Raw genomic sequence first — 12,199 nt, 5'->3', positions numbered from 1 at the left:
TTAAGCTTTTCTCACTTAAGGATAAAATCCTTCAAAGTATCTTTTTTTGATCTATCAAACCTATTGCTTGGGTCAAAAAGCTTCTCTTTCTCTCCAACATGGCAATCTCTACACTCTTGAATAACATCATGTTCTCTAAGATTTGACTTGTTTATTTTCGACATCGGATGACACGCAAAACAGTCATTGCCGCACTCAGCCATAGAGTTTGGATTTGCTGAATGACAGTTTATACATGTGAGCATTGGTTTATGCCTCAGATCTTTATTTATTATTGGCAAAAGTCTAGGATGACAAGTCAAACAATCACCAGTACAAGCAAAAACACTAAAGGCAAGCATCATGATAAAAACTAAATATTTCATATAATAATAACCTCAATTTATGACAAAATAACCTCAATTTCCCCATTTTTTATATCAAAGAGAACTTTAGAGCCCTCAATTATTTTACCCTCAAGTATCAAGTCAGCCAAACGATCTTCTACAATCTCGTATAGAGCTCTCTTAAGTGGTCTAGCGCCATAAATTGGGTCAAATCCAGCTTCTGCAATGTAGGCTTTTGCGCTATCACTCAAAGTTAGCTCAATATCCCTCTGTTCAACTTTTTTCGCAATCTCTTTAAAGAAAATATCTACAATCCCAACAATTTGCTCTTTACCAAGAGCATTAAAGATAACGATATCATCTAGTCTATTTAAAAACTCTGGCTTAAATGCTTGCTTTAGCTCACTCATAACCATATCTTCAAGCTCTGCGGAGTTTTTATTATTTATAATCTTATCGCTTGCAATATTTGAGGTAAGAATTATTATTGTGTTACTAAAATCTACTGTAACGCCTTTGTTGTCAGTCAACCTTCCATCATCTAAAACCTGCAGTAAAACATTAAAAACATCAGGGTGAGCTTTTTCTACCTCATCAAAAAGTACAACACTGTATGGTTTTCTTCTAACCGCTTCAGTCAGTTGTCCACCCTCATCGTATCCAACATATCCAGGAGCCGCACCAACCAATCTTGAGACCGCATGTTTCTCCATATACTCGCTCATATCTATTCTTATCAATGCATCTTGTGAATCAAATAAAAATTTCGCCAGTGTTTTGGCAGTTTGTGTTTTACCTACACCAGTTGGACCTAAAAACAGAAAACTTCCAATAGGTGTCGATTCGCTTGAAAGACCTGCTTTATTTCTTTTTATGGCTCTAGCTATCGCATGAGTCGCCTTTGTTTGACCAACAACCTCTTTGTTTAACTCATCCTCGACATTTAATATTTTATCTTTTTCGCCTTGAAGCATTTTATTTACTGGGATATGCGTCCATCTTGAGACGACTGAAGCGATTGACTCTTCATCAACGCTATTTTTTAGCAGCGTCCCAGCCTCTTTTAGTTTTTCCCACTTTAGATTTACATTTTTCTCTTCTTGTTGCAGTGCTGGTATTTCGCCATACTCTATCTCTGCTGCACGATTGTATTCTGAAGCATTTTTTGCATTTTGAGCTTCTCGTTTTTTTGCTTCTATATCATTTTTTATACTTGATATCTTCTCAAAGACTTCTTTCTCAGTAGCAAATTGCGCCTCTAAAGATCTAACTTTTTCTTCTGTATCAGCCAACTCTTTTTCTATCTCTTTCAATCTTTTTGTGTTCGCAACAGACTCTTCCATCCTCAAGGCTTCTCGCTCAACATGCAACTCTGAACTTTTTCTTTTTTCGGCACTTAGGGCATTTGGCTCAGACTCTATCTGCATCTTAAGTTCAGCCGCAGCTTCATCAATCAAGTCAATCGCTTTGTCTGGCAAAAATCTATCTGCAATATATCTATCCGAGAGTTTCGCAGCCGCAACAAGTGCGCTATCTGTAATAGTTACATTATGATGAGTCTCCAATCTTCCCTTTATACCTCTTAAAATCTGAAGCGTTTGGTTTACAGTCGGCTCATCTAGATTGATTGGCAAAAATCTTCTTTGAAGTGCTGCATCTTTTTCAAAGTATTTTCTATACTCTTTTAAAGTTGTAGCACCAATTGTGTGAAGTTCTCCTCTTGCAAGGGCTGGCTTTAGTATATTTGCAGCGTCCATACTACCCTCGCTCGCCCCAGCTCCAACAATCGTATGAATTTCATCAATAAACAAAATAACATTTCCACTTTTTTTCACTTCATCAACTACAGCTTTTAGTCTATCTTCAAACTCTCCCCTATATTTCGCTCCAGCAATCAAAGCACTCATGTCAAGTGCAACTACTTTTTTGTTTCTTAGCGAAGTTGGAACATTTCCATCATAAATTTTCTGTGCTAAACCCTCAACCAATGCAGTTTTTCCAACTCCAGGTTCTCCTAAAAGTATCGGATTATTTTTAGTTTTACGGATAAGTATCTGCATCATTCTAGTGATCTCTTCATCGCGCCCAATCACAGGAGATAGTTTCCCCTCTGCCGCTTCTCTCGTTAAATCAATCCCATATTTTGCTAAACTCTCCAGCGTTTCATCGGAGCTTTGCGAGTCAATTTTTGCTCCACCACGAGACTCTTCAAGATTTTTTATAAGACTTTTAACATCCAAATATTTAGAAAAAATCCCAGAGAAAGGCTCATTTTTTATATTGGCAAGAATATATGTATCTACCGCCAAATATGAGTCTCCACTTTTCGTCATGTAGCCAATTCCAAGCTCAAGCGACTCAACAAATTTTCTAGATATTTTAATGCTCTCTTTTGAAACACTTGAAGATTTTGGAAGTTTTTCTGATAGGCTTCTTACATCTAGCTCAATTGCCGTTTTATCAATGTTCATTTTGTTAAATGATTGATTTAAAACAGAGTTTGAATTTGTTAAAAGTGCCCACAAAAAGTGTATAGGCTCTACCTCTTGATTCTTGTTATGTAGAGCCAGAGATACTGAAGACTCTATCGTTTCACTCATATTATTTGTTAGTTTTTCAAAAATAGCGTTCATCTTATTTCTCCGTTGTTGATATGAAATTATTATATCTAATTATCTCTAAATGATATTGACACTTTTACTAAGCGCATGTCAATATAAATCATTTAGTTTATATTGATTAAATTTATATTTTTGATTTTTTAATGTATGTGAAAATTAGTATTTTTATCTAAGCGAGAAAAATTATCCCGCTTAATTATGAAGTTTTATAAGACTATTTAGTTACGATTGTTGCTTTTTTCTGTAACTCTTTCATTTTAGCAAGCATTATGCTTTTAGCTTTTTCCATTTTAAGTCTATTGCTGATTGTCGGCTTCGCTTCCGCTAGCGTAATTTTTTTATTAACTCTTGAGTCTAAGTAGATTAGATGATAACCAAACTGAGTTTTTACAGGGTCAGAAATAGTTTTTTCTTTCATGCTAAATGCTTCTTTGCTAAACTCTGGAACCATATCTTTTGGTGCAAATTTAGGCAATTTTCCACCATCTGCAGAACTTGGACAGCTTGATTTACTTTTTGCCAAAGCAGCAAATTTATCAACAAGAGCAGCCCCACTCATTCCTTTCATCTCTTTTGCTAACTCTTTGGCTTCACCTTCTGTTGCAACTAAAATATGGCGAACCTCAGCACTTTTTTCATCAAACTCTTCTGCGTTATTGTCGTAGTAGCTTTTTATCTCGGCATCAGTTAGAGCAATTTTATTCATAACTTGTTTTTGCCAAATTTGAATAGCTATCTCTTTTTTTATCTTTGAAGTTACCTCTTCATATTTATCTTTATACTCTTTCGAGTTTGTGATACCAATTTTTTTAGCATCGTCATACACTAGCTCTTTTGCAATAAGTTGCTCTAACATCTGCTTTCTAAATTCAGCTTGCTTATCAGCTGGAACTTGGTTGAATCTACCTTGTGTTGCCACCATAAGCTCTTTATCAACATCAGCTTTTGTAATAACCGCCCCATTTACGGTAGTTTGAGCTTGACTCATTGTAGATATAAGAGCAAGAGATAATACTATTTTTGTTACTGTTTTCATTATGATTCCTTGATTTAATAAAAAATTCTATTATCTTAATACTAATGGTTATTAAACAACCTATTTTTTTATATAATCCGCATATGAAAAAAGCATCAAAACAAGAGATTTTAGAGATTCATCAACTTTTTATTGAGAGATATAAAGATGCGGTAACAGAACTTAGCTATAAAAATAGTTATGAGTTAATAATCGCGGTTGCACTCTCTGCGCAATGCACAGATAAGCGAGTAAATATTATTACACCTGAACTTTTTAAAAAGTACCCAACTCCAAAAGCCCTAGCAGAGGCAGATATAGATGATATAAAAAAGTTAATTAACAGTTGTTCATTTTTCAATAATAAAGCAAAAAATATACTTTTAATGGCAAAAAGAGTCGTAGAAGTCTATGGCGGAGAAGTGCCGATGGAAGAAAAAGAACTTATAACTTTGACGGGGGTTGGTCAAAAAACAGCGCATGTGGTGATGATAGAATACACGAACGCAAATCTAATGGCAGTAGATACTCATGTTTTTCGAGTTTCCCATAGACTCGGACTTAGCGATGACAATAGTGCCACAAAAACAGAAGCAACGCTCGTAAAAAAGTTTAAAAACAATCTTCACAGACTTCATCAAGGAATGGTTCTGTTTGGTCGTTATATTTGTAAAGCAAAAAACCCGGCTTGTGAAGAGTGTTTTATGGCGAGTTACTGTAAAACCAAGGAGAGCTTTAAGCCATCATGAAAGTGGATTGGTTTTTGCTTGGTCTATATTATGATTAAATTTTTATTACTTATCATGGCGTTGCTGTTATCTTCTGGATGTGTAAATAAACATGGGATATCCGCAAAATATTATAGTGACTGCAAAGAGTATTATGACCTTCAAGGTTACTACCACAACGAGTGTGGTGAGGATGATATTGTTACTTATGAAGAGATAAAAGAAAAAGGACAAAAAGCTATTGACTCCATAAATGGCAAGAAAGAGGAGCCAAAAGGAAATGTTTGGTAGAAATTACAAAATAGTTTTAAGTGTCTTTTTTGAAAATTGGGTAGTGCCAATTGAAAAAAGACAACAATAAAATGTAAAGTGAGATTTTTATTTTATAGCTATAAATGTTGCGAAGTTTGCCCAGCGGAATACCACCTCACAATGCGAGAAACCGCAGTTTTTTGCCATCTTTATATTTTCATCTTCACTATAGGGAACAAGCACATTCTCTAGCGCTTCCCTTTTTTGAACTATTTCATACTCTGAGTAACCCTGCTCTTTTTTAAAAGCATAATAACACTCAATCAAATCTTTATTTAATTTTTGTTGATGACTTATAACTTTTTCACTAAAGACAAACAGACCATCTTTTTTAAGTGAAGTTGATATTTTTTTAACAAGCTCTTCTCGAACCAATGGGCGGACAAACTGCAGAGTATAGTTACTGACAAAAACATCTGCTTCTTTATAATCAAACTCTAAAATATTTGCATTTTCCAACTCCACATCCGCACCAAAAGCTTCGCATTTTTTTCTAGCTTGCTTTAGCATCGCCTCCGAGTTATCAAGTCCTATTAGCCTTGCAGTTGAGTTCAATTTTCTACTAATATCTATAAGCAACGATGCAGTAGAGCAACCCAAATCATAAAGCACCCCGCCATTCTCAAGCTGTTTTAATGCGAAAAATTGTGTGATTTCTTGAGACTCTCTATAAAAAGGAACACTCCTTTTTAGCATATCATCAAAAACAGCAGCAACTTCTTCGTCAAACTCAAACTGCTTTTTGATGGGCTTTGTAAATACTTTATCGTTCATAAGTCCACTGCTTTAGTTTCTGTTTTTTGCGTTTAGATCAGTATACGCCTCTTCCACCCTTGCTATAAGCGTCTTTTGCCCACTTCTTAACCATTTTCTTGGGTCATAATATTTTTTATTTGGCTTATCTTCCCCATCTGGATTTCCGATTTGACCTTGAAGATACTCTCTGTTTTTTTCATAATAATCTTTAACGCCAATCCAAGTAGCCCACTGCGTATCTGTATCGATATTCATTTTTATAACACCATATCCAATTGCTTCCATAATCTCACTAGGCTGCGAACCTGATCCGCCGTGAAAAACAAAGTTTACAGGTTTCTCATTGGTACCAAATTTTTCTTGAATATATTTTTGAGAGTTATCTAATATTTTTGGAGTAAGTTGAACATTTCCGGGCTTATAAACACCATGAACATTCCCAAAAGATGCGGCAATCGTGAAGTTTGGAGAGATTTCACTAAGTTCTTTGTAGGCGAGTGATACATCTTGTGGCTGAGTATATAAAAGTGCGTTGTCAATATTTGAGTTATCTACACCATCCTCTTCTCCGCCAGTTACACCAAGCTCTATCTCTATACTCATCCCTATCTTGCTCATTCGCTTTAAGTAAGCTTTGCAAATAGCGATATTTTCTTCTAGTGGCTCCTCAGACAAATCTAACATATGAGAAGAGAAAAGTGGCTTTCCTTTTAGTGCAAAGTGTTCTTCACCTGCATCAAGAAGTGCGTCTATCCATGGAAGCAGTTTTTTTGCGGCATGGTCTGTGTGTAAAATAACCGCCACGCCATAGGCTTCCGCCATCATATGGACATGCAAAGCTCCTGAGATCCCACCAGCAATTGCTGCTTTTTCATTTTCGTTACTTAACCCCTGTCCTGCGTAGTAGGATGCTCCGCCATTACTAAACTGAAGAATAACAGGCGAATTTACTTTTGCGGCCGTCTCTAGGATAGCATTAATAGAATCAGTTCCTATCACATTAATTGCAGGAATAGCAAAACCCATTTTTTTTGCATATTCGTAAACCTTTAAAACATCATCACCAAACAAAACCCCTGGTTTTACAATACTAAAAATACCCATAATTTAACTCTTTTTGTAAATTTTATATCTAAAATTATATTCTAAGCTTCATTCAGAATAACTTTTATTGTTCCCTAATTATGATAAAATAATAAAAATAATTTTTGGATATGAAAATTGAAACTTACAGAAGATGAATATTGCAAACACTTTAAAATCTCTAAAGAGCTACTAAGTTCAAAAATTAGAGCAAAAAAAGTAGTGTGTGTAATTGAAAACGACACGACATATATACTTGCTTCCGACAACTCAATATATAAGGGTAGCAACAATATACTTGAAACTTCAAAAGATATTGTTTTGACAAACAACCACGCATCTACACACAAGGCAAAAGTAACCGTAGCGACGGTATTGGCACTATATCATAAAGAAAATGCTATCTTAAAACGCAAAATAGTTCAACTTGAAGGCAAAGTAGACAGATTAATAGACGAGAAGGAACAGATTCTTAAAGATGAACTAAATAAACTAGAAAATTTTTATAGTGCTAAAGACAGACAACTCAAGAATATTTTAGAATTAGTAAATGACAAGATGATATCTAGCGACAAAGAACTAACAATTCATGATGTTGAGAGTTATAGCACTTTCAGCGATGATAGTGGCGAGAGCAGACATAAACTTATCGAGCTCAAAGAGTATCTAAAATCGCTAGGTTTAAAATCCACAAAAAGAAAAACTATAAAAAAGAAATTTCTAAATCTACAAAACAGTGACATAAGAATAATTACACAAGACGGGGAACTATATCTAGATTTTTCTAGATATGATTATAGTGACTTGCTTGCTTAGTAAAAAAGTTAAAACAAAAAATATAGAATCTTCTCTTAGGAAGTTTGCTCTAGAGAACAAACTACCACTAGATAAACTTAGTTTTGATATCAATAAAATTGAAACATACATCAAAACTGTTGCTGATGATGATTTTGTACTTTATGAAAAAGATATTCATCACTACTATAGCGATTATGACAAAATGATAAATGAACATGTTAATTTTAGACAATTTTATATAATAACAATAAAACAAGAACCCACCACGATAACTCTTAACTATGAAATTTTATACTCAGAAAATAGTACTAGCGCTAGCATTGTCATTTTCCCAGACTCTATTATCAAGTATAAAAACTACACTCTCAAGGAACTCTATTTTGCACTTTTAAGTGAAATAAATAAAATCAAAGCAAAAAACAATATTTTAATAAATATATTTGATAAGCAGATGCTAGAACAGCTAAAGAAATTTACACACTACATTATTGGCGGTAAGTTTGTTAAAAAAATTAAACTACCTTTATTTAATGGAGTTGAGCCAGAAATAACTAGAAATAGTAAGTTAATCTTGCACTACAGAGAAAAAGATAAAACGCATCAAGTCGTAGAAGTCAATGAAGGAGAAATTTTAGTTGAATTTCTAAAACCAATTTTTGGAAAGAATGGGCTAAATGTTTTTGGGGAGACAGTTAGCAATGATCTGCTTATCAATAAAAATGACTTAAGCTGCAGAGTAGACAAAGAGAGCATAGAAATAATTGAAGAGACAGACAGAAAGATATATAAGAGCAAGAAAAAAGGGTATATTCATATAGATGATAACGATTTCTATATAGATAATAAAATAAAAATAAACAACCTCTCTCGTATTGATAACTCTATAGCTAAGGATGAAAAAAACAATATAGAAGTGATAATCTCACAAGATGATGCCACCTTAGACAGCCTAGGTGAGGGCGTAAATCTGACATCCGAAGTAATCCACATAGCAGGGCATGTCGGTGCAAAAAGCACTCTAAAGGCCGTAAGCCTAACAATAGATGGTGCAACTCATCAGGACTCACTTCAAGAAGCAAAGTTTGCCATGATAAACAGACATAAAGGCAAATTGAGATGTCATAGTGCAAAAATAAAGCTTTTAGAAGGCGGGGAAGTTCGAGCAACAAATGTTGAGATTGATTCCTGCATGGGTGGTACAATTTATGCCGAAACCGTAACTATTGGTCAAGTTAAAAACAATCTAAAGGTATATGCATCGAACTCAATTACCATAAGACTTGTAAGTGGCGAAAATAACTTATTTAAAATTAGCTACAAAGACATCCCAACCCTAAATAGTAGATTTAATTATCTAGCAAGTGAGATGGAAGATCTAAAGTATACTCTAGAAGGTGCACTAAAACACTCCTTGTCGCAAGTGTCAATTATTAAAGAAGAGATTCAAAAAATAAAATTACAACAAGACAAGATAGTTGATTGCGTAAAAACTGCAAAAATTACAATAAAAGAGCCATTTATGGGCATTAACACCATTACTTTTGTAATAGATTCTAACAATGAGCTGACATTTAAAACAGAAGAGAAACTATATGATTCTTTTTACCTAGAAGAGTCAGATTTAGAAATAACACTTCACCCTACCAACAAAAAAATATCAATAAAATCATAAAATTAAAACTATGTTAGAAATGTATGTAGTTTTTTCATCAAAGTTTAATACGGTTTTCCGTATTAAAAGATTATAATTAGCTATAAAAAATGTAATATTTACATAAATAATACATAATTAATACTATTTATATATTATTTATGTATATAATTATTAATTAAATGTATATTTAAGTATTTTTTCCGTACTATACTTTTATGCAAATTAATGATCTGTTTAACATCCTTCATAACTCATTAGAATCCAAAAATAATGGAAAAAAAATATCTCTCAACGATATGGCTATTTCACTTGGAATTTCTATGCGTACCTATCAGGATTGGAAGCTAGGACGAGCAAAACCTCAAGCAGCCATGACTGTTATAAAAATGTTAGGAAAGCTGGATGATGACGAGATTATAAGAGCCGTAAGAAAAATAAATAAGCTTGGAGACTAGAGCAATGAGCGTCTTAACAAAACAAGAGAGAGATGGGCTAGAAGATGTTTTTTTATCGATTCATGCAGGTAAAAGAGTGAGTGGATTATCCTCTTTTATTATAGCAAGTTATATAAATAGTGTATTTCAAAAAGTGACCAAACATGCGAAAATAGGGCTTAAAAAGAGAAAAAGAATACAATTTCTACTCTATTTTAGTAAAAAGAAGAAACATTTAAGCAAATAAATTATAAAGTGTCTTTAGCTGAATTATTTGATGTTTAAATTGAATTTAAGCGCTCAAATAATTTCGGAAATTCTTTATAAACTCAAGGGTAAATTTATGAATAAAGCGCAATTCGTTGAACTCGTGCAAGCAAGTGGTAATTACAAAACAAAAGTTGAAGCTGACGCAGCTATCAAGGCATTCACAGAGGCTGTTACTACAGCTCTTGTCAATAAGGATGAGGTATCTTTAGTTGGTTTTGGTAGTTTTGAAGCTACTCTTCAAAAAGGTAAAAGTGGTAAAGTTCCTGGCACTACTAAAACTTACACAACTCAAGATAAAATGGTTCCTAAGTTTAAAGCAGGAAAAGGTCTTAAAGACCGCGTTGCTGCTGGTAAATAAATTCTAATTTTGTCGCGGTATTTTGCGACAAAATTTTTAGTCACGACGAAAATATTTTTCGACCTCAAATTAACCTCAAATCTCCTTAATCAAACTAATCATTTCTATATAAACTTTGTTGTAGTTTTAAACAAAAATAGATACAATTTCCTACTTTAAAAATATAACAAAGGCTAAGCATGAAAAAAATCCTATTCTCTATTTTATTAATATTTTCAATCAATCTACAGGCCGAAAACAAAAATCCTCATGTAATTCTAGAAACAACTCAAGGCATCATAGAGCTGGAGCTTTTTCCAGATATAGCGCCACTGGCTGTTGAAAATTTTATAACACATATAAAAAATGGGTACTACAACAAAATTGCCTTTCACAGAATAATAAAAGGCTTTATGATTCAAGGCGGAGATCCGACAGAGAGTGGTAGAGGCGGAGAGAGCATCTGGGGTAAATCTTTTAAAGATGAATTTAAAAATTTAACTTTTGATAAAGCCGGGATATTGGCTATGGCAAACGCAGGCCCTCACACAAATGGCAGTCAGTTCTTTATAACCACAGCAAAAACTCCATGGTTAAATGGAAATCATACTATTTTTGGAGAGGTTGTCTCCTCTACTATGCAAACAATTAGAAAATTAGACAACACGCCTACGGCTGGTTCATACAGTGGAGATAGACCCCTCTCAAGACAAGAGATAATTAAAGCATATATAAAATAGATAAGACAATAGTGGAGATAAAAACAATAAAAAAACTTGAAAAAAAGTGCTAAAATATAGCAGTTCTGACTTTTTAAAGTTAGGCTTTGCTATTTTCTTTTTGATTTTTGTCTTAATATTTAACTTCTTAAGCAATGGTGGAGTATTAAATAATATTTTTCTAGCAGTGGTCGCACTAATTGGGGCATATATGGCGATGAATATTGGTGCAAACGATGTTTTAAACAATGTTGGTCCCGCAATTCGGGCCAAAACTTCTGGAAAACAGAAACGAAAAAACAAAAGATGATTTAGAGAGAATAAAAAATCTTAAAAAGCTAATTGAAAATAAAAAAAAATTCATTAAATCTACCAAGAAAAATGTTAAAAAAATGCAATATATAAAAAGAGATGCAATTAAAAAAAATAGTTGTTGCATCGATTATTACAGTACCAGTAACGGCGGCTATTGGAGGATTGCTATATTATGTTATAAAAGGAACTATGAGCTTATTTGCTTGTAGTTTAATACCAACAACAACTAGGTGCCTATTATGCTAAAAAACAAATATATAAAATACCTAATAGAGCTATTTTTTTTATTTTTTGTCATAACAATAACAGCTAACATCATTAGCATATACAGAAGTGCCAACTTAAATAAAGAACAGTTACAAGCAACATCATTCATACTTTCAGACGGTTTAAAATATATAACAGAAGAAAACAAGCCTTTAATTGTCCACTTTTGGGCAACTTGGTGTCCGATATGTAGGGCAGAACTCTCAAATATTGAATTTATATCTAAGCACTACCAAGTACTAACTGTTGCTGTTAACTCAGGCAGCAATAATGAGATGGCAGAGTATGCAAAAAAGCACAAATTAAATTTTAAAATTATTAATGATAGCGATGGTGTTATGGCAAAAAAATTTAACATCTCTATGTTTCCAACAACAATAATATATAACAAAAATAAAAATATAGCTTTTATCGATACAGGATATACATCTACATTAGGAATATTGTCTAAGGTGTGGTGGGCAGAAAAATTTAACTAATTTTATGATTAAGGCTAGCTAAGAACTGGGCTTTTGCATCTCTATAAAAAACATAAAAACAACCTCGAGGCTTTTTGAAGCTTGT

At 33.4% G+C, this 12,199-nt stretch carries 15 protein-coding genes; 10 read left to right on the top strand and 5 right to left on the bottom strand.

Translation table 11 applies throughout. The features are described from left to right. Window positions 1–11: 11 nt before the first annotated feature. The 3 genes from PHV22_RS09790 to PHV22_RS09780 all read right to left on the bottom strand — a co-directional run bounded on the left by PHV22_RS09790 (window position 12) and on the right by PHV22_RS09780 (window position 3,983). Window positions 12–365, bottom strand: a complete 354-nt coding sequence (locus tag PHV22_RS09790) for a hypothetical protein (RefSeq protein ID WP_295023398.1) — start codon at window positions 363–365, stop codon at window positions 12–14. 17 nt (window positions 366–382) lie between these two features. Beyond that, window positions 383–2,959 (bottom strand): AAA family ATPase, encoded by a 2,577-nt coding sequence (locus PHV22_RS09785; RefSeq protein WP_295023400.1) that lies wholly within the window; start codon window positions 2,957–2,959, stop codon window positions 383–385. 202 nt (window positions 2,960–3,161) lie between these two features. After that, window positions 3,162–3,983, bottom strand: a complete 822-nt coding sequence (locus tag PHV22_RS09780) for a peptidylprolyl isomerase (RefSeq protein WP_295023402.1) — start codon at window positions 3,981–3,983, stop codon at window positions 3,162–3,164. A gap of 83 nt (window positions 3,984–4,066) precedes the next feature. Here PHV22_RS09780 and nth point away from each other — a divergent pair, with 83 nt between their 5' ends. Both nth and PHV22_RS09770 read left to right on the top strand, forming a co-directional pair. Continuing rightward, the gene (nth, locus tag PHV22_RS09775) at window positions 4,067–4,711 is read left to right on the top strand and encodes an endonuclease III (protein ID WP_295023403.1); all 645 of its coding nucleotides are present in this window, start codon (window positions 4,067–4,069) and stop codon (window positions 4,709–4,711) included. A gap of 30 nt (window positions 4,712–4,741) precedes the next feature. Further along, a complete protein-coding gene (locus PHV22_RS09770) occupies window positions 4,742–4,981 on the top strand; it encodes a hypothetical protein (RefSeq protein WP_295023405.1) in 240 nt (79 codons plus the stop codon). Between the two features lie 87 nt (window positions 4,982–5,068). Here the strand turns inward: PHV22_RS09770 and cmoA are convergent, their stop codons facing one another. Together cmoA and fbaA are read right to left on the bottom strand one after the other, a co-directional pair. Next, window positions 5,069–5,776, bottom strand: a complete 708-nt coding sequence (cmoA, locus tag PHV22_RS09765; protein ID WP_295023407.1) for a carboxy-S-adenosyl-L-methionine synthase CmoA — start codon at window positions 5,774–5,776, stop codon at window positions 5,069–5,071. A gap of 12 nt (window positions 5,777–5,788) precedes the next feature. Continuing rightward, window positions 5,789–6,862: a class II fructose-bisphosphate aldolase gene (fbaA, locus tag PHV22_RS09760; protein ID WP_295023409.1), complete on the bottom strand. Its 1,074-nt coding sequence runs from the start codon at window positions 6,860–6,862 to the stop codon at window positions 5,789–5,791. Between the two features lie 117 nt (window positions 6,863–6,979). Here fbaA and PHV22_RS09755 point away from each other — a divergent pair, with 117 nt between their 5' ends. The 8 genes from PHV22_RS09755 (at window position 6,980) to PHV22_RS09720 (ending at window position 12,114) form a co-directional block, all read left to right on the top strand. After that, a complete protein-coding gene (locus tag PHV22_RS09755) occupies window positions 6,980–7,657 on the top strand; it encodes a hypothetical protein (RefSeq protein WP_295023411.1) in 678 nt (225 codons plus the stop codon). Continuing rightward, on the top strand, window positions 7,632–9,311 hold the full coding sequence (locus PHV22_RS09750) for a flagellar assembly protein A (RefSeq protein WP_299947402.1): 1,680 nt from the start codon (window positions 7,632–7,634) through the stop codon (window positions 9,309–9,311). The genes PHV22_RS09755 and PHV22_RS09750 overlap by 26 nt, the downstream gene beginning before the upstream one ends. Window positions 9,312–9,508: 197 nt before the next feature. Continuing rightward, complete coding sequence (locus tag PHV22_RS09745) at window positions 9,509–9,748, top strand: XRE family transcriptional regulator (RefSeq protein WP_295023412.1); 240 nt, start codon at window positions 9,509–9,511, stop codon at window positions 9,746–9,748. A gap of 4 nt (window positions 9,749–9,752) precedes the next feature. Further along, window positions 9,753–9,974, top strand: coding sequence for a hypothetical protein (locus PHV22_RS09740; protein ID WP_295023414.1), 222 nt, complete (start codon window positions 9,753–9,755; stop codon window positions 9,972–9,974). 96 nt (window positions 9,975–10,070) lie between these two features. Further along, window positions 10,071–10,355, top strand: a complete 285-nt coding sequence (locus PHV22_RS09735; protein WP_295023416.1) for an HU family DNA-binding protein — start codon at window positions 10,071–10,073, stop codon at window positions 10,353–10,355. 179 nt (window positions 10,356–10,534) lie between these two features. After that, the gene (locus PHV22_RS09730) at window positions 10,535–11,074 is read left to right on the top strand and encodes a peptidylprolyl isomerase (RefSeq protein WP_295023417.1); all 540 of its coding nucleotides are present in this window, start codon (window positions 10,535–10,537) and stop codon (window positions 11,072–11,074) included. A gap of 46 nt (window positions 11,075–11,120) precedes the next feature. Next, window positions 11,121–11,363 (top strand): hypothetical protein, encoded by a 243-nt coding sequence (locus PHV22_RS09725; protein ID WP_295023419.1) that lies wholly within the window; start codon window positions 11,121–11,123, stop codon window positions 11,361–11,363. A gap of 244 nt (window positions 11,364–11,607) precedes the next feature. After that, window positions 11,608–12,114 carry a redoxin domain-containing protein gene (locus PHV22_RS09720; protein ID WP_295023421.1) on the top strand — a complete coding sequence of 169 codons (507 nt, stop codon included), beginning with the start codon at window positions 11,608–11,610 and terminating at the stop codon, window positions 12,112–12,114. Window positions 12,115–12,199: the final 85 nt, after the last annotated feature.

The sequence above is a fragment of the Sulfurimonas sp. genome (assembly GCF_028713515.1).
Taxonomy (GTDB): Bacteria; Campylobacterota; Campylobacteria; order Campylobacterales; family Sulfurimonadaceae; genus Sulfurimonas.
This window is presented reverse-complemented; position numbering and strand designations above follow the sequence as displayed.

Excerpts from the sequence above, each read along its gene's own strand:
- PHV22_RS09720 (WP_295023421.1), top strand. The coding sequence starts at position 11,608 with ATGCTAAAAAACAAATATATAAAATACCTAATAGAGCTATTTTTTTTA.
- PHV22_RS09735 (WP_295023416.1), top strand. The coding sequence starts at position 10,071 with ATGAATAAAGCGCAATTCGTTGAACTCGTGCAAGCAAGTGGTAATTAC.
- PHV22_RS09745 (WP_295023412.1), top strand. The coding sequence starts at position 9,509 with ATGCAAATTAATGATCTGTTTAACATCCTTCATAACTCATTAGAATCC.
- PHV22_RS09750 (WP_299947402.1), top strand. The coding sequence starts at position 7,632 with ATGATTATAGTGACTTGCTTGCTTAGTAAAAAAGTTAAAACAAAAAAT.
- nth (WP_295023403.1), top strand. The coding sequence starts at position 4,067 with ATGAAAAAAGCATCAAAACAAGAGATTTTAGAGATTCATCAACTTTTT.
- cmoA (WP_295023407.1), bottom strand. The coding sequence starts at position 5,776 with ATGAACGATAAAGTATTTACAAAGCCCATCAAAAAGCAGTTTGAGTTT.
- PHV22_RS09790 (WP_295023398.1), bottom strand. The coding sequence starts at position 365 with ATGAAATATTTAGTTTTTATCATGATGCTTGCCTTTAGTGTTTTTGCT.
- PHV22_RS09785 (WP_295023400.1), bottom strand. The coding sequence starts at position 2,959 with ATGAACGCTATTTTTGAAAAACTAACAAATAATATGAGTGAAACGATA.
- PHV22_RS09730 (WP_295023417.1), top strand. The coding sequence starts at position 10,535 with ATGAAAAAAATCCTATTCTCTATTTTATTAATATTTTCAATCAATCTA.
- PHV22_RS09740 (WP_295023414.1), top strand. The coding sequence starts at position 9,753 with ATGAGCGTCTTAACAAAACAAGAGAGAGATGGGCTAGAAGATGTTTTT.
- fbaA (WP_295023409.1), bottom strand. The coding sequence starts at position 6,862 with ATGGGTATTTTTAGTATTGTAAAACCAGGGGTTTTGTTTGGTGATGAT.
- PHV22_RS09780 (WP_295023402.1), bottom strand. The coding sequence starts at position 3,983 with ATGAAAACAGTAACAAAAATAGTATTATCTCTTGCTCTTATATCTACA.
- PHV22_RS09770 (WP_295023405.1), top strand. The coding sequence starts at position 4,742 with ATGATTAAATTTTTATTACTTATCATGGCGTTGCTGTTATCTTCTGGA.